Annotated in this window: 22 protein-coding genes and 1 other RNA gene; 19 read left to right on the forward strand and 4 right to left on the reverse strand. The window is 45.6% G+C overall.

The annotated features are described in order from the left end of the window. Positions 1-4 precede the first annotated feature (4 nt). The 3 genes from aspS to AC6RGY_RS01470 all read left to right on the forward strand — a co-directional run bounded on the left by aspS (position 5) and on the right by AC6RGY_RS01470 (position 2719). On the forward strand, positions 5-1783 hold the full coding sequence (gene aspS, locus AC6RGY_RS01460; RefSeq protein WP_499859127.1) for an aspartate--tRNA ligase: 1779 nt from the start codon (positions 5-7) through the stop codon (positions 1781-1783). 94 nt (positions 1784-1877) lie between these two features. Continuing rightward, positions 1878-2057: non-coding RNA, 6S RNA (ssrS, locus tag AC6RGY_RS01465), on the forward strand. 71 nt (positions 2058-2128) lie between these two features. Continuing rightward, entirely contained in the window at positions 2129-2719 is a 591-nt protein-coding gene (locus AC6RGY_RS01470; protein ID WP_499859129.1) for a 5' nucleotidase, NT5C type, read from the forward strand. Positions 2720-2811: 92 nt separating this feature from the next. On the opposite strand, the gene AC6RGY_RS01475 is transcribed toward AC6RGY_RS01470, so the two are convergent. Then, positions 2812-3123, reverse strand: a complete 312-nt coding sequence (locus AC6RGY_RS01475; protein WP_499859131.1) for a hypothetical protein — start codon at positions 3121-3123, stop codon at positions 2812-2814. Positions 3124-3427: 304 nt separating this feature from the next. Here AC6RGY_RS01475 and AC6RGY_RS01480 point away from each other — a divergent pair, with 304 nt between their 5' ends. Then, positions 3428-3682 carry a hypothetical protein gene (locus AC6RGY_RS01480; protein WP_499859132.1) on the forward strand — a complete coding sequence of 85 codons (255 nt, stop codon included), beginning with the start codon at positions 3428-3430 and terminating at the stop codon, positions 3680-3682. 122 nt (positions 3683-3804) lie between these two features. After that, positions 3805-4062 (forward strand): hypothetical protein, encoded by a 258-nt coding sequence (locus tag AC6RGY_RS01485; protein WP_499859133.1) that lies wholly within the window; start codon positions 3805-3807, stop codon positions 4060-4062. A gap of 77 nt (positions 4063-4139) precedes the next feature. Here the strand turns inward: AC6RGY_RS01485 and AC6RGY_RS01490 are convergent, their stop codons facing one another. After that, complete coding sequence (locus AC6RGY_RS01490) at positions 4140-5477, reverse strand: AAA family ATPase (RefSeq protein ID WP_499859135.1); 1338 nt, start codon at positions 5475-5477, stop codon at positions 4140-4142. A 91-nt stretch (positions 5478-5568) separates the two neighbouring features. Here AC6RGY_RS01490 and cymR point away from each other — a divergent pair, with 91 nt between their 5' ends. The 13 genes from cymR (at position 5569) to mltG (ending at position 17497) form a co-directional block, all read left to right on the forward strand. Beyond that, positions 5569-5988, forward strand: coding sequence for a cysteine metabolism transcriptional regulator CymR (gene cymR / locus AC6RGY_RS01495; RefSeq protein WP_499859137.1), 420 nt, complete (start codon positions 5569-5571; stop codon positions 5986-5988). 16 nt (positions 5989-6004) lie between these two features. Continuing rightward, positions 6005-7150 carry a cysteine desulfurase family protein gene (locus AC6RGY_RS01500; protein ID WP_499859140.1) on the forward strand — a complete coding sequence of 382 codons (1146 nt, stop codon included), beginning with the start codon at positions 6005-6007 and terminating at the stop codon, positions 7148-7150. A gap of 409 nt (positions 7151-7559) precedes the next feature. Then, positions 7560-9803, forward strand: coding sequence for an SF1B family DNA helicase RecD2 (gene recD2, locus AC6RGY_RS01505; protein WP_499859143.1), 2244 nt, complete (start codon positions 7560-7562; stop codon positions 9801-9803). 63 nt (positions 9804-9866) lie between these two features. Continuing rightward, complete coding sequence (locus AC6RGY_RS01510; RefSeq protein WP_499859144.1) at positions 9867-10376, forward strand: PRC-barrel domain-containing protein; 510 nt, start codon at positions 9867-9869, stop codon at positions 10374-10376. A 10-nt stretch (positions 10377-10386) separates the two neighbouring features. Continuing rightward, positions 10387-10557, forward strand: coding sequence for a YrzR-like zinc ribbon domain (locus AC6RGY_RS01515; RefSeq protein ID WP_499859146.1), 171 nt, complete (start codon positions 10387-10389; stop codon positions 10555-10557). A 42-nt stretch (positions 10558-10599) separates the two neighbouring features. Further along, positions 10600-10782 carry a hypothetical protein gene (locus tag AC6RGY_RS01520; protein ID WP_499859147.1) on the forward strand — a complete coding sequence of 61 codons (183 nt, stop codon included), beginning with the start codon at positions 10600-10602 and terminating at the stop codon, positions 10780-10782. Positions 10783-10915: 133 nt separating this feature from the next. Next, positions 10916-11983, forward strand: a complete 1068-nt coding sequence (locus tag AC6RGY_RS01525; RefSeq protein ID WP_499859150.1) for an AI-2E family transporter — start codon at positions 10916-10918, stop codon at positions 11981-11983. A gap of 360 nt (positions 11984-12343) precedes the next feature. Then, positions 12344-14971 carry an alanine--tRNA ligase gene (gene alaS / locus AC6RGY_RS01530; protein ID WP_499859152.1) on the forward strand — a complete coding sequence of 876 codons (2628 nt, stop codon included), beginning with the start codon at positions 12344-12346 and terminating at the stop codon, positions 14969-14971. A gap of 62 nt (positions 14972-15033) precedes the next feature. After that, positions 15034-15285: an IreB family regulatory phosphoprotein gene (locus AC6RGY_RS01535; RefSeq protein ID WP_499859154.1), complete on the forward strand. Its 252-nt coding sequence runs from the start codon at positions 15034-15036 to the stop codon at positions 15283-15285. Between the two features lie 62 nt (positions 15286-15347). Beyond that, positions 15348-15764 (forward strand): Holliday junction resolvase RuvX, encoded by a 417-nt coding sequence (gene ruvX, locus AC6RGY_RS01540; RefSeq protein WP_499861406.1) that lies wholly within the window; start codon positions 15348-15350, stop codon positions 15762-15764. A 1-nt stretch (position 15765) separates the two neighbouring features. Beyond that, positions 15766-16059 (forward strand): DUF1292 domain-containing protein, encoded by a 294-nt coding sequence (locus AC6RGY_RS01545; protein WP_499859156.1) that lies wholly within the window; start codon positions 15766-15768, stop codon positions 16057-16059. Further along, positions 16052-16354 carry a DUF1292 domain-containing protein gene (locus AC6RGY_RS01550; RefSeq protein WP_499859157.1) on the forward strand — a complete coding sequence of 101 codons (303 nt, stop codon included), beginning with the start codon at positions 16052-16054 and terminating at the stop codon, positions 16352-16354. Before AC6RGY_RS01545 ends, AC6RGY_RS01550 begins: the two co-directional genes overlap by 8 nt. A gap of 105 nt (positions 16355-16459) precedes the next feature. Continuing rightward, entirely contained in the window at positions 16460-17497 is a 1038-nt protein-coding gene (mltG, locus tag AC6RGY_RS01555; RefSeq protein ID WP_499859159.1) for an endolytic transglycosylase MltG, read from the forward strand. Positions 17498-17556: 59 nt separating this feature from the next. Here mltG and AC6RGY_RS01560 read toward each other — a convergent pair whose 3' ends face one another. Continuing rightward, the gene (locus tag AC6RGY_RS01560; protein ID WP_499859163.1) at positions 17557-19023 is read right to left on the reverse strand and encodes an amidase domain-containing protein; all 1467 of its coding nucleotides are present in this window, start codon (positions 19021-19023) and stop codon (positions 17557-17559) included. A 197-nt stretch (positions 19024-19220) separates the two neighbouring features. Next, complete coding sequence (locus AC6RGY_RS01565) at positions 19221-20042, reverse strand: sulfotransferase family 2 domain-containing protein (RefSeq protein ID WP_499859165.1); 822 nt, start codon at positions 20040-20042, stop codon at positions 19221-19223. 215 nt (positions 20043-20257) lie between these two features. Between AC6RGY_RS01565 and AC6RGY_RS01570 the strand changes: the two genes are divergently transcribed. Further along, positions 20258-21532 carry an NCS2 family permease gene (locus AC6RGY_RS01570; protein ID WP_499859167.1) on the forward strand — a complete coding sequence of 425 codons (1275 nt, stop codon included), beginning with the start codon at positions 20258-20260 and terminating at the stop codon, positions 21530-21532. Positions 21533-21661: the final 129 nt, after the last annotated feature.

A 21661-nucleotide genomic window follows, 5' to 3' on the forward strand; every position in this document is an offset into this window, starting at 1 on the left:
AAACATGGACCAGAAGAGAAGAACCCACCATTGTGGTGACCTGAATCGTGAAAGCATTGGAGAACTCGTAACGGTGAGTGGTTGGGTACAAAAACGGCGGGATCTAGGTGGATTAATCTTTATTGATTTGCGTGACCGTTCGGGTATTGTACAGGTGGTATGTCACCCTGAAGTATCTCAGGAAGCAGTTAGTATAGCAGAAGATGTACGACGTGAGTTTGTCCTGACTGTACAAGGGAGAGTGGCTGCGCGTTCCGAAGAGACGGTCAATTCCAGCATGAAGACAGGACAAATTGAATTGGAATGTACAAGCATTCAGGTACTGAATGAGGCGAAAACTCCTCCTCTTGCCATTGAAGATAACATCGATGTAGATGAAACCGTACGGTTGAAATACCGTTATCTCGACCTACGTCGTCCACAGATGCAGCAGACACTCAAATTACGCCACCGTGCGATGCAATTGATTCGTGGCTATTTGGATCAGCGCGACTTTTTGGAAGTGGAAACCCCGATTTTAACACGGAGTACGCCGGAAGGTGCACGAGATTATTTGGTTCCGAGTCGTGTTCAGTCGGGAAACTTCTTTGCTTTGCCCCAATCGCCACAGATGTTTAAGCAGCTACTGATGGTAGGTGGATTGGAGAAGTACTTTCAAATTACTCGTTGCTTCCGCGATGAAGATCTACGTGCGGATCGGCAACCTGAATTTACACAAGTAGATATTGAAGCCTCCTTTCTTCCTCAGGATGAATTAATGGATATGATGGAACAGATGATGACGGAGCTATTTGAAGAGGCATTGGGAGTCACCGTTGAACGACCTTTCCTCCGTCTCAGCTATCAGGAAGCGATGGCTCGCTTTGGTTCCGACAAGCCGGATCTACGTTTTGATATGGAGCTCAAAGACCTATCGGAGATCGTTCAAGAAAGTGGCTTTAAGGTTTTTGCTTCTACGGTGGCCAATGGGGGTCACGTCAAAGCACTGAATGTAAAAGGATGCGGAGACTGGAGTCGTAAGATTGTTGATGGTTGGGGGAAGGTAGCACAAGATTTGGGTGCTAAAGGATTAGCGTGGCTAGCTGTGCGTGAAGAAGGAAACAAAGGTCCAGTGGCCAAGTTCCTCTCTGATGAAGAGTGGCAGGCGATTGCGGACAAAGTAGAGGCAGAAACGGGCGATATGATCCTCTTTGTGGCGGATAAACCATCTGTTGTCGCTCACGTATTAGGTGAGTTGCGCACCCGACTGGCGCGTGAACTGGGTTTGATCGAGGAAGGGATCTATCGCTTCCTCTGGGTGACCGACTTTCCGCTGTTGGCGTACGACGAAGAGGCAGATCGGTATTTTGCTGAACACCACCCCTTTACGATGCCTGTTGCTGAAGACATAGAGAAATTGACAACAGATCCTGGAAATGTGCGTGCACAAGCATACGATTTGGTCTTAAACGGTTACGAAATCGGGGGAGGCAGTCAACGGATTTATCGTCGCGAAGTTCAAGAAGCAATGTTCACAGCGCTTGGATTTACGATGGAGGAAGCTTATGAGCAATTCGGCTTTTTCCTCGAAGCATTTGAATATGGGGCACCTCCACATGGCGGGATTGCACTTGGGTTTGACCGGATTGTTATGTTGCTCGCCGGGCGGGATAACTTGCGTGACTGTATTGCCTTTCCGAAGACCAATCAAGCTCGTTGCCTCCTCACTGACGCTCCCACACCAGTGGATGAAACGCAATTGGCGGCGCTACAGATCTCTTTATTAGAAGACGAAGAGAAGTAAGGAAGAGATGAAGTGGATCTTGGAAAGGTTTGTCCACAATCTGCTGCTTGAAAAGGGAAGGAATCAGTGGTAAGATAAAAACAACAAAGAAAGAGACGCTCTGAGATGCTCGTATAATCCTACAGTTTTGAGCCAACACTTCCACAAAGGGAGCTTGGTGTCATCGATGAGAGCGGATGCCTCCATTCGTGTGGACCCGTAAACATCGGTGCAGGGCACCCACCTGCTTAGGCAGGTTCAAAACTAGGGATCTTACGGCACTCCCGGGGCCTCTTTTTTTTGTACATAATTATCGGTTTCGTGTTAAAATCTAGAGAGTGATGACGTGAAAAAGGATGAGGTCGGTTGAAAATAGGAATAGATATTGATGGAACCATCAAACATACCCAGCAGGCGGCCGTGCAAGTATATAACAAAGAGTTGAATAAGGAAGTACGTGTGGAAGACATTAAAGAATTTCACCTCGATAAAGCATATGGTTTGTCGCCCCAGGAAGGAAAAGCGATGTGGCGTCGTATGGAGCATATCATTTACTCTATTGGTGAGCCGTTGGTTGATGCCGCTCCTATATTAAACGAATTGCGCGAGCGTGGACATGAGATTATCTTCATTACTGCACGACCTGGGATGAAAAAGATTACGGAGATTACGAAAAAGTGGTTGACTGAAAAAGGCTTTCCCTATGATGGCGAAAATCTACGGATGGGCTCACAAAACAAAGGAAAGATTGCTGCCGAATTGGGAGTCCAACTCTTCTTTGAAGATGCTCCTTACCATTTGGATTGCCTTGTGGAAAATGGTATACCGACGGTGATTGTTCATGCTGCCTATAATGAGGACTATGCACATGATCTGCCTCGTATTCATTCGTGGCAAGAGGCCTATCCCATTGTAGAAGCAATGGAGAAGGAAACAGGATTTGTGAGAAACGATTAGAAAAAGAAGAAGCGGGTAGATGTGAACGTGGACAGGTTCGCCTCTTTTTTTATTTAAACGAAAAGCTTCCTCATCATGAGGAAGCTTTTCGTTTATTGTTCATCTTTATCGCCTTTCTTTTTCCGATGGGTCGTTCTGTTCTTTATTCCTTTATAAATATTGGAGGAACTATCTATGGTTTTATCGACGATTTTTTCACCTGTGTCGGATGCATTTTTTAGTGTGTCTGAAGAATAATCTGTTGCTTTCCCAACGAGCCCATCCTTACCTGATATTTTTTTGATGATCTCATTGGAAGTATCCACGGACTGATGAAATAAACGGTTTGCGCCGTGACTTGCTTCTCTGAAGATGTTCTTATTTTTCTTCTTATCCTTATCCTCATGAGTACCTATGTGAATCACCCTTTCTTAATATGATTGTATGAATGAAAAGGAGGACTATTCATTCATTGGCTTTCTTTTTTAGCGAAGTGTCTAGAGTAGAGAAAATATGGATTTATCCTTCAGTTGCGATATACCGAACAGCCATCCTTTATTCCGCCTCTTTATTTTCACTATTCTATTAATACTCTTCTTTAAGGGGATTAATGTTACTCTAAGCTATCTTTTTCCTAAAGTAGATTTGGGCTTAAAAACTTCCCAATAATACAGACGGAATAATAGAATCATTCATAGTATATTGTGTATTATTGAAAAAGGAGTGATTATGATTAATACAGTAATCGTTGTTGTTAATAGAAGAGCTTTCTTGGTACTCAATGATCCTCAAGGAAGGGCGAGTGTTATTGGAATCAGCTTAGTATATGCTGCTATTCTAAATCGCCGTTTTGGCGTAGAAGTAAGAAGAGTCACGTTGCCGACGGTGCCTGATCTACCGAATTTCGGAGATAATGGTTTGGCAGAGGATGTTGCGGATCTTCCTGCTGACCTTCGCGCAGCCCTTGGAAGTGTCATTGCCTAGTCGTAGGCAGGATGGAGAGTTGCAAGAATCGGCGCTAGATAACACCTAGCGCCGTACCAATAATATAGACAGAATAATAGAATCATTCATATTATATTGAGTAAAAATGAAAAGGAGTGATTATGATTAGTGCTAATACAGTAATCGTTGTTGTCAATAGAAGAGCTTTCTTGGTACTCAATGATCCTCAAGGAAGGGCGAGTGTTATTGGAATCAGCTTAGTATATGCTGGTATTCTAAATCGCCGTTTCGGCGTAGAAGTAAGAAGAGTCACGTTACCGACGGTGCCTGATCTACCGAATATCGGAGACAATGGTGTGGCAGAGGATGTTGCGGAGCTTCCTGTTGATCGCGTAGTCCTTGGAAATGTCACTCCCTAGTCGTAGCCAGGATGGAGAGATGAAGGAGCCGGCGCTAGATGTTATCTAGCGCCGTACCATTTTATATAGATTTTCACCTAAATCGTCTGCTCTCCTTTCCCCTTCTTCACTTCCTCCCAATAGGTCTTTACTTTCCCCTCATATCCAATGGTGGTAGGCTGATATATTTTTTTGCCGTGATGTTCATCGGGGAGGTATTGTTGTTCTACATAGCCGTGAGGATGGTTGTGCGGATACAGGTAGCGGTGCGTCTGATCCCCTGGTCGCCCTTTTTTTCCATGGCTATCCCACAGATGAGGTGGAACATCGCCACGTTCTTCCTTTTCCACTACCGCCATCGCTTCGTTGATTCCATTGATGATGGCATTGCTCTTGGGAGCGGTTGCGATGTAGACGACAGCCTCTGCTAGAGGGATACGTGCTTCGGGCATACCGACATGTTCGACCGCATGTGCAGCCGCATGAGTAATCAGCAATGCGCGCGGATCTGCTATCCCGACATCTTCGGCGGCATGAACCAAGAGTCTGCGCACAATAAAGCGTGGATCTTCGCCTGCGTGCAGCATTTTAGCTAAGTAATAGAGGGCAGCATCCGCATCGGAGCCACGCATGCTCTTGATGAAGGCAGAAATCGTGTCATAGTGAATATCGCCATTCTTATCATAGTGGATGCGCTTTTGTTGAATGGATTCTTCTGCTATGGGCAGCGTAATCTGCCTCTTTCCTTCTTCATTAGGGTGTGTGGTGAGCACAGCCAGTTCTAAGGCATTGATCAGGTTTCGTGCATCTCCACCTGCTACACGAATGAGATGATCCAACGCATCATCGTCGATGATCACTTGATAAGATCCCAATCCCCGTTCTTCGTCTTCGATCAAGCGCGTGACCAGCTGAAACATCTCCTCTGATTCCAGTGGCCTTAGCGCAAATACCCGTGAACGAGAAAGGAGCGCATTGTTTACTTCGAAGGAAGGGTTTTCTGTCGTTGCTCCAATGAGAATGATCGTTCCTTCTTCTACATAGGGAAGAAGCGCATCTTGTTGAGATTTATTGAAGCGGTGAATCTCATCGATGAATAGAATGGTTCGAACTTGGTGCATACTCAGTCGCTCTTTTGCTTCTTTTACGATTTCACGTATATTGGCCACCCCTGCAGTAACAGCGTTTAGCTGTGCGAAGTGAGAGGATGTCGTATTGGCGATCACTTTGGCAATCGTGGTTTTTCCTGTGCCAGGGGGGCCATAAAAGATGAGCGAAGAGAGTTGATCTGCTTCAATAGCGCGTCGCAGTAACTTCCCTTTGCCGAGAATATGGGCTTGTCCGATGATTTCATCCAATGTGCGTGGACGCATGCGCGCCGCCAGTGGTTGTGAATTTTGTCCATGTTGTTCTTGTCCGTACTCAAATAAATTCATGGAAGAAAAGCCTCCCTATTGGATCGCTCCCTTGTTTTCGATACAATTAAAGGATAAAAGATATTGAAGCCGATGGGAAGAGGTGTAGAACATGAAAGTGTCAACCAAAGGACGCTACGGCCTGACCATTATGATGGATCTGGCCAAACAATATGACGGGAAACCCATTCCTTTAAAAAGTGTTGCCAAGCGGCATCGCTTATCCGAGCATTATTTAGAGCAGTTGATTGCCCCTCTTAGAAATCGAGGACTGGTTCGCAGTGTGCGTGGAGCTTACGGAGGGTATGTCTTAGCGAGTACTCCAGAAAAGATTACAGCAGGAGACATCATTCGTGTACTGGAAGGTCCCATCTCCCCCGTTGAACTGGAAGAAGAGGAGAATGAGGCACAGCGTGCGCTATGGAAGCGAGTACAAACAGCAATTGAAAAAGAATTGGATGAGACAACACTAGCAGATCTAATCCAAGATACCACCAATGGAGGCAAAGGCTCCTATATGTTTTATATCTGAAATGTAGGTGAAAAAGATGTCCATCTATTTGGATCACGCAGCCACGACCCCTATTCACCCTGAGGTGCGTACGGCTATGTTGCCTTTTCTTGAGACCCACTTTGGCAACCCTTCTAGTTTACATACGTATGGGAGAACGGTGCGGCATGCGATTGACGAGGCACGAAGTCAGATAGCGAATGCGGTTCACGCAGATCCGTCTGAGATCGTATTTACGAGTGGGGGAACAGAGAGCGATAACACCGCTCTCATTGGGGGATTGATGGCAAGGAAAGCAGAGGGGAAAGATCATATCATCACTTCTACCGTGGAACACAAAGCCGTCATGGATACCTGCCAGTTCCTGGAATCGCTCGGTTTTCGTATAACTTATGTACCGGTAGATAAAAGGGGACAGGTAAATCCGCAAGCGGTGGAAGAAGCCATTGATGAAAAAACAGCGCTCATCAGTATCATTTATGGCAACAATGAAGTCGGAACCCTGAATCCAATTTCGTCTATTGGTGAAATATCCAGACGGCATAACCTTTCTTTTCATACCGATGCGGTACAAGCCTTGGGAGTGGCGGATGTAGATGTTTCTACTCTACCGGTGGATTTTCTCTCCCTCTCCAGCCATAAAGTGAACGGTCCCAAAGGAGTTGGCGCACTTTATATACGGAAAGGCACGCCTTTTCTTCCTCTCCTACACGGTGGGAGCCAGGAGCGGAAGCGACGAGGAGGGACAGAAAATGTGCCTGGGATTGTTGGATTTGGCACGGCCACTCGCTTAGCGAGTTCCTCCTTACGAGAATATCCTCAGCAGTTAACAAACCTAAGGCGATCCATGCTACAGGAATGGGAGGATCTCTCATTCTCCTATACAGTGAATGGGCATCCCATGGACCACCTTCCCCATATTTTAAATGTGAGTTTTGCAGGGGTCGATACGGAAACACTGCTCATGAACCTGGACTTAGAAGGCATTGCATGCGCAAGCGGCTCTGCCTGTACATCAGGCACACTGGAGACCTCTCATGTCCTGCGTGCGATGCACTTACCCGATGAACGGGCTCGCTCTGCCGTACGCTTTAGCTTTGGCCTAGGTAACGACGAAGAACAAGTGAGAATCGCCGCACGCAAAACAGCGGACATTGTCAATCGATTGCGTACAGAGGGATAGCCCACGCCACGAGAGAACCTGATGCTCCCACGCAGCCTGCTTTCATCCGGGGGCGTGGGGTACAGACCATGACGGTTTAAAATGAAAAGTCTCCACCCAGTGAATATAGCTTTCGTTATATATGGAGCGACCGACCTTCTTAAAAAGGGTGAAAGCTCACCCTAAGAATGATTGGAAGATGGGCGAGCGGTTTCTCACTGAGAGACTCTGAGCCGTGGATCATGGAACGAAGGGAGATGCCGCCCGCCCATCAACCACGCCACGAGAGAACCCAAAACTCCCACGCAGCCTACTTTATCTGGAGGCGTGAGTCACCAACCATGATTGTTTTATATAAAAAAATCACTGCTTACCCTGATCAGGCAGAAGGAAAAGAATGATGAGGTGATGGACAATGGGAGATCCCTCATTGGATACAACAGAAAACCGTCCCTTTCTCAAAGGGACACTGGAACGCGAAATCTTTTACAACGAAGAGAACGGTTTTGGTGTTTTTGTGCTACATGTAAAAGAAGCGTCGGAAAAGATACAGAAGAAAGCCGTTACCATCGTCGGTCATTTTATCCGACCACATCCTGACGAATCCCTGGTCTGTTATGGACAGTGGAAAGAGCACCCGCGTTTTGGTGAACAGTTTGAGGTGCTTAGCCTACAAAAAGAGATGCCAACCTCACACCAAGCGATTATTAAATATTTATCCAGTGACATTTTCCATGGCGTGGGAACGAAAACAGCGGAAAAAATCGTAGAGCATCTTGGAAGCGAAGCACTCGATCGGATTGCAACCGAACCTGAGGTTCTCTCCGATATTCCAGGTATCACCTCAGAACGGGCCAAAAGCATTGCTGATGGATTAAAAGGACACCGCTCCTTAGAGCGGGCCATGGTCTTTCTGTATCGTCATGGCATCGGTCCGATCTTGGCGATGAAAATTGTCCAAGAATACAAGGAACATACAGTCGATTTTGTTGAAAAGGAGCCCTATAAATTAATCGAGGATATTGAGGGAATTGGTTTTCATAAAGCGGATGAGGTAGCGCTTAGCATTGGCGTTGCAAGTGACTCGCCTAAGCGGTATCAAGCAGCATTACTGTATGCTGTCTCTGAGGCATCGCTCTCCGAAGGACATGTTTTTTTAACGCAATCGCAAGTGGAAGAAAGAGTGAGATTATTATTGGAGGCGGACTTTGATCGGGCCTTCTCATCGGAAGAGCGAGAGCGTCTTCTTATGGATCTGATTGCGGAAGAAAAGTTGTTGGATGACCAAGAAAGGATTTATCTCCCTTCACTGTACTATGCGGAGTATGGAATGGCATCACGAGTGAAGCAATTACTCGCGGAAGAGGCAGTTGAGTTCCCTGTACAGGAACTTTATCAAGCAATGGGAGAAGTAGAAGAGGGGTTAGGCGTTGCTTATGCAGAGAAGCAACGAGAAGCCATGATGGCCGCTCTTCAATCTCCACTCATGATTTTAACGGGAGGACCTGGGACCGGGAAAACGACTGTTATCCGTGGAATCTGTCAGATGTTTGCTCAATTGCACGAATGCTCGCTCGAGCCGAGTGATTACGAAGGCATTGAAGATCCGTATCCGATTCGTTTGGCCGCACCGACAGGACGTGCGGCCAAACGAATGTCGGAGACAACGGGCCTACCAGCCACAACCATTCACCGGCTACTGGGTTGGAAGGGAGAGTTTTTTGAGCGAGACAGCAATCATCCTATTGAGGGATCGCTCTTGATTGTGGATGAAGTCTCCATGATGGATATCTGGCTTGCCAACCAATTGTTCCGTGCGATTCCCAAAGGAATGCAGGTGCTATTAGTAGGGGATGCGGATCAACTGCCTTCTGTGGGGCCGGGGAAAGTCCTTCATCATTTGTTGGATGTGGAGCAAATTCCGCGGGTACAATTGACGGATATTTTTCGACAGAAAGAAGGATCTTCCATCATTCAGTTGGCACATGCCATTAAGGGAGGAGAGTTGCCGAAAGATCTACGATTGCCTCTACCCGATCGGCGCTTTTTTCCTACGTCTCGTGAACAAACGGTAGAGGTTGTTTTGAAAACGGTTCGTGAAGCTTTAAATCGGGGATATACTTTGTTTGACGTACAGGTACTAGCTCCTATGTACAAAGGAGACGCAGGTGTCAATCGGATGAACGCCGCTATTCAAGAAGCGATCAATCCCCCTCATCCAGGAAAAAAAGAGGTGCATTGGGGAGAGACGTTTTTCCGCTTACATGATAAGGTCCTGCAATTGAAGAACCACCCTGAACACCCTGTGTTTAACGGTGATATGGGACAAGTGATGTCATTGGATGAGGATGCGCCACAAGAGGATCCTGTATTATGGGTGAATTTTGATGGGCGAGAAGTTCCCTACAAGCGCAATCAACTGAATCAACTTAGCTTAGCTTATGCGTGTTCTATTCATAAAGCACAGGGCTCTGAGTTTGCTATTGTCATTATGCCTATACTGAAAGCGTATCGGCGGATGCTAAAGCGCAACCTTATTTATACAGGTGTGACACGAAGTCAGTCGTACCTCATTTTGTGTGGAGAGGTGGAAGCTATGGAGTCCGGTATCAAGCACGATGATGGGCAGGAGCGAAATAGTCATCTAGCCGACTTGATTCGGGAGTGGCTATGATCTTCCAACATCAAACCTCGACCGGCAACCCATACTAATGGGAGCGGGAGGAGGGGGAGATCCTTGCGCCGATCCCAAGACATCATCGGTTTACCCGTGATCCATCTGAAAGATGGAAAAAAGTTAGGCGTCGTTCGTGACGTGTTGTTTAGTGATCAACAACAATTTCATGGACTCTTGTTGGAAAGTGGTCGATGGGTGAAGCGGGGTCAATTTGTCCCGGCTTCCCAGATCGAAGTGATGGGTAGCGATGCGGTGATGGTGAGTAGCCAGCAGGCGGTTCTTCCACTCGATGAAAAAACAGAAAAGTGCATGGGCCTTTTCTCCGGTGACAAACAGCTTAAAGGGCAGACCGTCGTGCAAGCGACAGGTCAAGAATTAGGCATACTCGAAAACGTCTATTTTTTGGAAGAAGTGGGGACGCTAGTAGGGTATGAGCTTTCCGACGGATTGATAAGCGACTTAAGAGAGGGAAGGAAAGTTTTGCGTTCTGAACAGCCCTTGACCTGGGGAGAAGATGTTCTGATTGCACCCACCGTCGGGACAGAGCTCATGGAGAAGATGAAAAAGTAGGGGGAAGACCATGCTACGCTGTCCCAACTGCAATTCACACGATCTGGGAAAAGTGGGTTCCCATCAGTATTATTGCTGGAGCTGTTTTATCGAGCTCGCAGTGAAAGATGAACAAATATCTGCGGTGTTTCAAGTTGAGGAAGATGGAAGCCTGTCTTCCCTTGATGATTTGTTCTTGTAAACTGGACTTAGCATCCACATCCACGAAGGGGGAAATGCATTCGTGAAAAACAAATGGCTCTCCACCCTGGTAATCGGCTCATTGGCAACGTGGATGGTGCGCCGAATGATGGCGCGTCGTAGCCGCTGGGAGCAGTTTAAGGGGAACTTTAAACGTCGGCCCATCCGCAATGTGATGTTGTCTTGGATCATGAAACGAGGCATGATGCGCCGTTTCGCGCGCTAACCAATAAAGGAACCAATCCTTCCTGCGAACTTATTTTTTCCGGGCTTAGACTGCCCGGATTTTTTTTTGGCTTAATCTGAAAGGGTTGTACATATACTAGGGTATGGATTGACAAGCAGGGGGGAGTGGATGGATGAAGTGGCTTCCGAAAGAATCGCATATTCAGGTAGCGCTCTTTGTGCTACTGATGATTGCGATTCTCTTTCTTATTGTGCAATTAGGCTCCTTTCTGGCTGGAATTTGGGCATTTATTAAAACCATTTTTACACCCTTTCTGTTCGCCATGATTATTTCGTATTTACTTAATCCTGTGGTTACATTGCTAAGCAATCGGGCCGTTCCACGGTCGATGGCGGTGCTTTTAATCTATGCGATTTTTATCGGTTCGCTGACCGTGGTCTTTATGAATACGGCTCCGCTTTTAAATCGTCAGATGGCTGAACTGATGGAACATCTACCGCATTGGCATGAGGAGATGCACCAGTGGATGGACCAATTCAATCATAATAAAGAACTTCTCCCTGAAAGCGTTCGTAAGGGAATTGAGAAGTCATTCGATCAGATTGAAGGAATGATCACCGATTCCATCGGGCAGACGACAAATGGTATTGGTAGTACCCTCAACCAGCTATTTATCGCTTTTATCATTCCGTTTCTGGCGTTCTATATGCTGAAGGATGTAGCGATTTTTGAAAAGTCGTTGGTAGCTTTACTACCAGGGACACGGCGTCGTGAAATTATCCAGGTCGTGAAGGAGATCGATCATGCACTTGGTAATTATGTCCGTGGTCAATTGCTTGTCTGTTTTGTCGTCGGTCTTCTTTCCTATATCGGGTACTTAGTGATTGGTTTGCCTTATGCCTTGTTGTTAGCTCTTGTTGTGGGAACCTTTAATGTGATTCCGTTCCTTGGCCCCTTTATTGGAGCAATTCCCGCTGTACTCGTTGGGCTGACCATTTCCTTTAAAATGGTTTTATTTGTGATCACGATAAATTTGATCGTTCAAGTCTTGGAGGGAAATGTACTTTCTCCCCAGATTGTGGGGCGAACGCTTCGCATGCACCCTCTGTTGATTATATTTGCTCTGTTGGTGGGAGGGGAAGTAGCTGGAATCATTGGCTTAATTCTAGCGGTTCCTTTCTTTGCTTCCTGTAAAGTGGTAGTGGATCATTTGATTACCCACTCGTTAAATGAGAGATAATCGAAGAGTGAGGAGTTTGACGCTAGCGGAAAGCATGGTATAATACCCTTACAATCCATAAATAATGCGTTGACGAGACCGAAGTAGATGCTAGCTACCTTCAGAGAGAAAGGTCCTTGTTTCCTTTTCCCGCGAACGTGGAAGAAACATGGCTGGAAGACCTTTTGGTGAAGCCCATTGAAAGCCAGTCTTCGAGTGCAGGTTAATCCCTGCCGGCAGTGATGTCGTTATGAAATCAAGCGATCATCCGCTACTACGATGTAGCAGGTGATAAGCAGGGTGGTACCGCGGGAACCTCTCGTCCCTACTAGGATGAAGGGTTTTTTTTATTTGCACAGAAAAAAAGGATGGTGACCAATCATGAAAACGCAGGAGATTAGGAAAAAATACCTTGACTTTTTTCAGGAAAAAGGACATCAAATCGAACGAAGTGCTTCCCTCGTTCCTGTAGATGATCCTACGCTATTATGGATCAATAGTGGGGTGGCGACACTCAAAAAATATTTTGATGGACGAGTTACACCGGAGAATCCACGGATCGTTAATGCACAGAAATCGATTCGTACCAATGATATTGAGAATGTGGGTTATACCAAACGTCATCACACCTTCTTTGAGATGTTGGGCAATTTTTCGATCGGGGATTATTTTAAGGAAGAAGCGATCTTGTGGGCGTGGGAATTTCTTACGGATAAGAAGTGGATGGGGATGGACCCTGCACGGTTATCGGTTACCATTCATCCTGAGGATGATGAAGCAGAAAAGATTTGGCATGAGCAAGTAGGAGTGCCTAAGGAGCGAATCATTCGTTTAGAAGAGAACTTCTGGGATATCGGAGAGGGACCCAGTGGACCCAATACGGAAATCTTCTATGATCGTGGGAAAGAGTTTGGTGACGAATCCGACCCGGAATGTTATCCAGGTGGAGAGAATGAACGCTACCTAGAGGTCTGGAATTTGGTGTTCTCTCAGTTTAACCATAATCCAGATGGGAGTTATACCCCGCTACCCAAGAAGAACATTGATACTGGAATGGGTTTAGAACGGATGGCATCCGTTATGCAAGATGTGCCATCTAATTACGATACAGATGCCTTCCAACCCATTATTCAAGCGACTGCAAAGGAGGCAGGCGTTTCCTATGGGAAGCAGGGAGAGACGGATGTCGCGCTTAAAGTGATTGCCGATCACGTTCGCACAATTGTGTTTGCCATTAGTGATGGCGTGCTTCCTTCCAATGAAGGACGTGGCTATGTCTTGCGGCGCTTGTTGCGGCGTGCGGTGCGGTATGGGCGCAAGATCGGAATTGGTCGTCCGTTTTTGTATCAACTGACTGACATCACAGCAGAGATCACCAAAGAGTTTTATCCTGAACCACAGGAGAAAAAAGCATTTATCAGTCGTGTGATCAAACAGGAAGAGGAGCGCTTCCTTGAAACTTTAAGTGAAGGAACGGCTATTTTGGAACAATGGATTGCCCTTGCCAAAGAAGAGAATCGGACGGAAATTACGGGAGAAGAAGCGTTTAAACTGTATGATACGTATGGCTTCCCTGTTGATTTGACGGAAGACTTTGCGCGCGAGGTTGAGATGACAGTCGATCGCAAGGGATTTGAACAAGAGATGGAAGTGCAGCGAGAACGTGCTCGTCAGGCACGACAGGATGGAGGGAGTATGCAAGTGCAAGGTGGCGTCTTGGCAGAAACAAGTGTTGAGACTTCCTTCATCGGTTATGATAATCTAGAAGTAGACACCGAAGTGGTACTCTTGATCAGTGATGAACAAAAGGTAGAGTTGATCGGTAGTCCCAATCGTTGTCTCCTCCTCTTGCGCGAAACCCCTTTCTATGCAGAGAGTGGTGGTCAAGTGGCGGATCAAGGAATCATCCAGACGTCCGATGCTCGCTTACGGGTGGAAGATGTACAAAAAGGCCCGCGTGGCGAACATGTTCATACCGTTGTGGTAGAGTCAGGAGTGATTCGTCAAGGAGACCGGGTTCAAGTGCGTGTGGATACGCCAGCCCGTCTAGATACGGTGAAAAATCACACTGCCACGCATTTATTACACCAAGCACTGAAAGAAGTACTGGGCGAGCATGTGAATCAGGCAGGTTCGTTGGTCGCACCAGGGCGGTTACGCTTTGACTTCTCACACTTTGGGGCAATGACACAGGAAGAATTGCAGGCCGTAGAAAACCGTGTGAATGAACAGGTGTGGCTAAATACGCCGGTAGAAACCTTTATAAAGTCGATAACGGAAGCAAAAGCCATGGGCGCGATGGCCTTGTTTGGGGAGAAGTATGGTGAGAAAGTGCGTGTTGTACAAGTAGGAGATTACAGTTTGGAGCTATGCGGTGGAACCCATGTGAAAAGCACTGCGGAGATTGGGTTGTTTAAAATCATCAGTGAAGCAGGAATTGGCTCGGGTATTCGTCGGGTGGAAGCAGCGACAGGGAGACAGGCTGTGGCTTATTTCGAAGAGCAACAAGAACGTTTACAAGAGATAGCCCAATTATTAAAAACGCGCCCGGAAGAAACAGTCGAACGGGTGACAGGATTGCAGACTCAAATCAAACAACTAGAGCGAGAAAACGAATCTTTGGCGACGCGTCTGCATCGACTGGAATCAAAAGACTTGATCAGCCATATACAAGTTGTAGATGGGGTTCCTGTTTTAGCAACCAAAGTGGCGGCTTCCAACATGGAGGATTTGCGTTCTTTGAGTGATCAGTTGAAATCCGAAATGAAAGCAGGCATTCTTGTTCTCGGAAGTGAAAGTGAAGGGAAAGTTCAGCTTGTGGCTACGGTCTCGCCAGAATATGTGAAGAAAGGATATCACGCTGGCAAGATGATTAAAGAGGTTGCTTCGTTCTGTGGCGGAGGCGGAGGCGGTCGCCCTGATATGGCGCAAGCAGGTGGGAAAGATCCTGCTAAGTTGAATGCTGCCTTAGATATAGTGCCTGATTTGGTACGCCAACAAGGAAGTTAAGGGATGTAGGGCGAATGTTTTAACGGCGAATAGGTCATTTTACGAAAGAGGTGCATAAATCCATGGATAAGACCATGAAATTTCATTTCCGTGGCGAAGAGCCCGCAGGAAGTCCAAAAGATGTCTTATTCACTGTTTATGAAGCACTGATTGAAAAAGGATACGATCCCATCGATCAGATTGTTGGTTACTTATTATCGGGAGATCCGGCCTACATTCCGCGTCATAACAATGCACGTGCAACCATTCGTCAATTGGAACGGGATGAACTGATCGAAGAAATAGTGAAGCATTACCTCCATCGCTCTTCATAGGTGATAACATCATCACAGGAGAAAGGCACGATGAGGGAAAGGATTTAAAGCGAATGGAACAAGTGAGAATATTGGCCTTGGATGTAGGAGAGAAGCGGATCGGTGTTGCCGTTAGTGACCCGATGGGCTGGACAGCACAAGGATTAGAAGTGATCCATCGTGGATCGAATGATCAGTGGATGAATCGATTACAAGAGCTGATCGAAGAATATCAGGTAGAACGAATCGTGATTGGACTTCCGCGGAATATGAATGGTACGCTTGGTCCACGTGGAGAAGCTTGTATGGAACTAGCGGATGTTATCGGTGCTCGCTTTGAACTGCCTATTAAGATGTGGGACGAACGGCTCTCTACGATGGCAGTGGAACGCACCTTGATTTCGGCGGATATGAGTCGAAAGAAGCGCAAAAAGGTTGTGGATCAGCTAGCCGCTTCTTGGATATTACAAGGATACTTAGATGCTCAGAGGGGGAGTTAACATGGATAATCAACAAGAGAAAGAGTATGTAGTCATCCCAAAAGAGGATGGAGAAGAAGAACGCTTTGAGATTTTAGTCACCTTCGATCATGAAGAAAATGGAAATTCCTATATGGTCGTGGCACCTGCAGAAGAGAGCGAAGAAGATACCCAGGATGTATTTGCGTTTCGCTATGAGGAAGAGGGAGACAACCTGGAGCTGTTTTTGATTGAGGATGACAAAGAGTGGGACATGGTAGAAGAAGTTTTTACTACCTTAATGGAAGAAGAAGAAGAAGAAGAATTGGATGGATAAAGGCGAACGCTTAGGAAAAAGGTGCAATCGGTTTAGAGAAATGGTCGACTCTCCTTTTTGGTTAACGGATGATCAGGGGAAGGAGCAAGATCAAGAAATGCACCTACTGGATGAAATCGAGGTGAGAGGACACCATTATGCGCTTCTTCAGCCTGCCGAAGAAGCGGACGGTTATATTTTTCGTCTCGATCATCAAATGTCTGGTCCGCGGTTGAATCATATTAAAGATATAGTGGAGTGGGAAATTGTCGCGGATGCGGTTGATGAGATGCTTTACTTGGATGAGCAAATCTGATGAAAAATAACGGGGAATTTCCCCGTTATTTTTTTTCTCACATATGATAACATAGACTTGAATAGTCTTTCTATTTGTTTTAAACAGTACGAAGGGAGTAAGGGTATGAAGTGGGTGATCCGACTTCTATTGACACTAGTATTACTGGCATCCTGGTCTGTTTTGCTCTACTACTATATGGATCATACTTTGGGGGCTCCACCGCGCAGTGAAACTCTCTCACTGGAAATACCAGCAGGTTCTTCTGTCAAAGATATTGGTCAGATCTTAGAAGAGCATCAGCTGATTCGCGAGGACTGGTTTTTTCGTTTCTATGTTTGGAAAGACGGAGAAGCGAAAAGCCTCAAAGCAGGAACATATAAAATTCCTCCAGAGGCAACTTTAGACGATGTGCTAAAGATTATAACCTTAGGAAAAGAGAGTACACAGAAATTTACTGTGCCTGAAGGTTTTACAGTAGAGGACATTGCGAAGGAAGTAGAAAGTCTTGGGATTGATCGTGAGGAATTCTTACTGGAGGCAAACAAACAGGATTATGATTATGAGTTTGTGAAAGCAATCCCCGCTTCGAAAGAAAGAGATTACTTACTGGAAGGATACCTCTATCCGAGTACGTATTACCTCCCACAAAAAGAGACGACAGCGAGAGAATTAATCAACATGATGCTGGAACAATTTGATAAACACTTATTGGAATATGAAGCCACTGTGACGAAACAAGGAATTACGGTGGATGAGTGGGTACGAATTGCATCACTTGCTGAGAAGGAAACAAGAGTGGAGAAAGAATTCCCTATTGTAACTGGAGTCATCTTTAATCGTATTGAGAGGAAGCAGAAGTTGCAAGTAGACGCTACGGTTCAGTATGCCTTGAATAATACGAAAGAACATTTAAGCATAGAGGATACTGAAGTGAAAAATGCTTATAATACTTACTTAATCGAAGGATTGCCACCAGGACCGATTTCTAATCCTGGAAAGGTGGCTTTACAAGCGGCCGCCCATCCAGAAGACCATGAATACTTTTACTATGTGACAAAAAAAGACGGAACAGGTGAACATTACTTTGCTCGTACGCATGAGGAACACGTGGAATACAAACACAAAAGTGAGAAGAACGCAACCAATACAAGTAGCAATTAAAGCAAGGTAACAAAAGAAGCCCCCGCCAATGTGGATTGGCGCGAGGGCTTCTTTTGTTGTTAGTCTGCCATGGAGTGAACATCAAAGCCGTGCATTTCATATCCCCAGCTATTCCAATACCAGAGAGGTGCATCTTTTTTGTCAGTCGTATGTTGAGTGACATAGACCCACTTTTGTCCCCAGGATTTATTTACCTTGGAAACAAAGGCAGCGTGTTCATAGTCGCCATCGTCAGACAAGTCACCGATGACAACATCTCCCACTTTCAGGTCTTGATAATCTTTTGCTTCTGCTCGTTTGATAAGGTGGCGATAGAGATGATCCACGTAATACCATGATGTAGATGGACCATTATCGGCATAGTACCAATCTGGAATGTTGGCATCGTTTTGAACAAACGAAATGCCACCTTCATGGATTACTTGCGAGACGAAGTTGGTGCAATCATACCAGCACTTCGGATCATCTGGAGTACAACCATAAAGTCGGTTGAGGTATCCATAATCTTCGTTATTACGTTTATTCCACCATTCGTAGGCATAGTCACGGGCAGCGATCTCATCATAATTGTCTTCATCAGGAGAATTAGGTGAGTTTGTTCCACTGTCGTTACCGTCTTGATCGCCTGGGTCGGCATTGTCGTTACCGTCTTGGTTGCCCGGATCGGCATTGTCGTTACCGTCTTGGTTGCCCGGATCGGTATCGCTGTTACCGTCTTGGTTGCCCGGATCGGTATCGCTGTTACCGTCTTGGTTGCCTGGATCGGCGTCGCTGTTACCGTCTTGGTTGCCTGGATCGGCGTCGCTGTTACCGTCTTGGTTGCCTGGATCGACATCGTCGTTACCATCTAGGTCGCCTTTAACAGGATCGGTATCGCCTTTCTTGCCTTGCTCACCTTTAACGGGATCGGTGTTTTCTTCTGCATAATCTTTTGGATCACCGGTTGGGATACCATCTTTCTTCGTTTCCAATCCGATGTGATTCGGAAGGAGAGCGGTAAGTTCGTCTAACTCTTCTTTTGTCAATTTTTTTCCAGATTCTAGTTTCTTTTTAAACTCCAGAATCTTTTCGTTTTTGAACTTATTCTCATACAGATCCATTGCAACGGCTAGCTTATGAACCAATTTCTTGTCTTTCTCGGGTAGTTCTGGGTTCGTTGCTTGACCATAGATAAAGTCACGAAACTTTTCATCGTCGATATCGGCTTTTACATTAACAGATTGATCTTTTGCAATGTTCTTTACCGTTTCGATAGCTGTTTCGTGCTTGGTTTGAACTTCTTCCTTACTCTGCTTCATCTCTTGATACGTATCAATCTCATTGACGAGTTCGTCCGGAGTCTCATTAAGCTCTACGAGATCCAGTGACTCATCAGACGAGGTAGAAGCTACTTCTGATTTTTTAGATTCCGCTTCCACCTGCTCTTTATCAGAGCTCTTTCCTGCAAGCATTTGAGAAGTGCCGAAAAAGCCTGCACTAAGTACCAAAATTCCTGCAAGAGCATATAGCAGAATTTTCTTATTCACTCGATTGCCTCCCCTATAAGGATGATATAATTACTCTTCCCTATCATACATTCGGTGCAGGAATTTCGTCAACATAGAAGATAGCGGCAGGTATATATATAAAGGGATTGAAATTAATGTTTATCTTTTACATATATCCATCCTGTGAAAAGGGAGTGATTTCATCCGAAGAAGAAAGGTGAACGAGCCTCTCCATACTACAAAATATGATCTTCTTGTGGTTGACGTAAAGAAGTCTGTTGGGGAGGGCATGAGAGGGACTCTATCGATTTGGGTACTTGTAACTTGTTTTTATAACGTTGCAAGCGCTCGGCGAAGTACGGGCTGAGCTGATCGATCTGTTCTTGGAATTGTCTCTTTCCGTATTCGTACAGTTGGAGATCCAAACGATTCATGGAGATGATTTTATGGATAAGCGTAGATGGGATGCTTTCTTTTTTCGGACGATTTTGGTTAACATTTTCTTTTTGATAAAGGGGAAGCTTCCAGCCTAGCTTCCTGTGTAAAAGAAAAACGGATTCAGGGTACTGCTCCATCAGACCAACCAACAGATATTTCTGCTTCATATGCTTCATGGCTAACTTGAGGTCGGGGTCTGGCTGTCCACTGAGAAACCTCGTTTGATGATTAATTAACTGAAGATTAATATTGGGGTTCTTACAATAAATGTATTCCTCTAGACTCATCTTTTTGACAACAGAGTAATGTGGATTTTGTGGCTGATTACGAATGAAGTAGTAGGTAGAAAGAACACGTTCAATGGGATCGCGTAGGAGTGTGATATAGATGAAGGGGGTGCGAAAGTAGCGATGACAGCCATAGCGGCAATGGCCATAAACCAGATGAATCTGGCGCTTTCGAGAAGGGGATATCTTCTTTAAGAGATGAGCTTTTTCATGAGCAGGATAATGGAGCATGTGAGAAGGTTTAAACCTTTTCTTTAAGATGTTGGTTAGTGTGGACCCACCCGTTTTGGGGATGTGGGAAAAAATCAACAAGGGTTTTAGATTTGTCTTCATTTTTTCCTCCTGAAGAGCATTTTGTTAATAGTGTATGGTACGACCCTCATGGGGTTCCTTCCAAACAGAAAATGGACGGTTATTAATTTTTGCTAGTCTCCGCCTTCGAGGGAATAATAGGAGAGGAATCAAGGTCCTACTTATGATATAATGCCTATTTGGTGTACGCTAAGTACACGGGCGGGCGAGGGATAAAAAGTAAAGAAGGGAAGAATGTGAAGTTTTTTCAGTTAGGAAATCATCAGACGACAGCGAAAACAGAAGTGTTGGCTGGGGTTACCTCTTACTTTACGATTGTATATATTGTGGTAGTTAATGCGGCTATCTTGGCTGATGCAGGGATTCCACTTACTGCGGGAGTAATCGCAACCATCATCACTTCGTTTGTTGGTTGCCTCTTAATGGCACTTTGGGCCAATGCACCCATTATTTTGGTCCCGGGAATGGGGGTGAATGCCCTCTTTACGTATACCATTGTGCATTCGCTAGGCCTCTCTTGGCAATCGGCACTAGGGGCAGTCTTCTTATCTGGACTCTTATTTATGGTGGCCGCTTTTACTAGGCTAGGGAAGATCCTGTCGGATGCGGTTCCCCTGTCACTAAAAGATGGAATCACGGTAGGGATTGGGTTATTCCTCACCTTTATTGGCTTGCAAAAGGGAGGGCTCATTGCACCGAGTTCATCCACTTTTGTGATGTTGGGTGATTTAAGCACACCGGCGACTCTGCTAACAGTATTTAGTCTCGTGTTGACGCTCTTTCTATTTGTACGTGGCATTACGGGGCATTTCTTGATCGCGATGCTGATTACGACGGTGGTCGCGCTGTTGTTTGGTATTCAATCGGGAGAAGAAGCCAATGTGGCTACTCTTTCTTGGAGCGATTATGGGGAGGTTTTTGCAGGGTTTTCATTTTCTGCGATCCAGACCGTCCCTTTTTGGGTCGCGACATTTTCATTAACCATGGTGCTGGTATTTGAAAATATGGGCTTGATTCATGGTTTGCTAGGAGACCAAGGAGAAAAGTTTGAAAGAGCCTATCAAGCCAATGCCATTTCCGCTATGACGTCAGGATTCTTTGGTACGAGTCCAACCGTTTCGACAGTGGAAAGCGCTGCAGGGATTGCATCGGGTGGACGGACCGGGCTAACGGCACTGACGACGGCTTTGCTGTTTCTATTGGTGTTTCCTTTTGTCTCCTATATGCACTTGATTCCCAATGCGGCCATCGCGCCTATTTTAATTATCATTGGTGGACTTATGATGCAAAACGTGCGCCATATTAAGTTTGATGATCTTTCGGAAGGATTCCCTGCGTTTCTCATCATTGTGTTGATTCCATTTACGTATAGCATTACGGATGGGCTCGCATTTGGCTTTATCGCGTACCCATTGATAAAAGTAGCAATGGGGAAGGCGAAAGAAGTGTCTCTTGCACTATATATCATCGCGGGGCTGTTCATGGCATATTTCCTTATGCATGTCATCTAGAAGAGAGGGGAATCCCTCTCTTCTTTCTTTTAAACTTCACTCCCAGACAAAAGTAGCAGGATGATAATGTATTTCAATTTATATTGAAATGGATATATAAGTGAATACTCATTCATTCCTATGTTATAC

Source organism: Mechercharimyces mesophilus (assembly GCF_059818345.1).

Coding starts and splice junctions, on each gene's coding strand:
- aspS (WP_499859127.1), top strand. CDS start 5: ATGGACCAGAAGAGAAGAACCCACCATTGTGGTGACCTGAATCGTGAA.
- mltG (WP_499859159.1), top strand. CDS start 16,460: ATGAAGTGGGTGATCCGACTTCTATTGACACTAGTATTACTGGCATCC.
- cymR (WP_499859137.1), top strand. CDS start 5,569: ATGAAAGTGTCAACCAAAGGACGCTACGGCCTGACCATTATGATGGAT.
- AC6RGY_RS01545 (WP_499859156.1), top strand. CDS start 15,766: ATGGATAATCAACAAGAGAAAGAGTATGTAGTCATCCCAAAAGAGGAT.
- AC6RGY_RS01565 (WP_499859165.1), bottom strand. CDS start 20,042: ATGAAGACAAATCTAAAACCCTTGTTGATTTTTTCCCACATCCCCAAA.
- AC6RGY_RS01480 (WP_499859132.1), top strand. CDS start 3,428: ATGATTAATACAGTAATCGTTGTTGTTAATAGAAGAGCTTTCTTGGTA.
- AC6RGY_RS01535 (WP_499859154.1), top strand. CDS start 15,034: ATGGATAAGACCATGAAATTTCATTTCCGTGGCGAAGAGCCCGCAGGA.
- AC6RGY_RS01550 (WP_499859157.1), top strand. CDS start 16,052: ATGGATAAAGGCGAACGCTTAGGAAAAAGGTGCAATCGGTTTAGAGAA.
- AC6RGY_RS01490 (WP_499859135.1), bottom strand. CDS start 5,477: ATGAATTTATTTGAGTACGGACAAGAACAACATGGACAAAATTCACAA.
- AC6RGY_RS01525 (WP_499859150.1), top strand. CDS start 10,916: ATGAAGTGGCTTCCGAAAGAATCGCATATTCAGGTAGCGCTCTTTGTG.
- AC6RGY_RS01500 (WP_499859140.1), top strand. CDS start 6,005: ATGTCCATCTATTTGGATCACGCAGCCACGACCCCTATTCACCCTGAG.
- AC6RGY_RS01515 (WP_499859146.1), top strand. CDS start 10,387: ATGCTACGCTGTCCCAACTGCAATTCACACGATCTGGGAAAAGTGGGT.
- AC6RGY_RS01485 (WP_499859133.1), top strand. CDS start 3,805: ATGATTAGTGCTAATACAGTAATCGTTGTTGTCAATAGAAGAGCTTTC.
- alaS (WP_499859152.1), top strand. CDS start 12,344: ATGAAAACGCAGGAGATTAGGAAAAAATACCTTGACTTTTTTCAGGAA.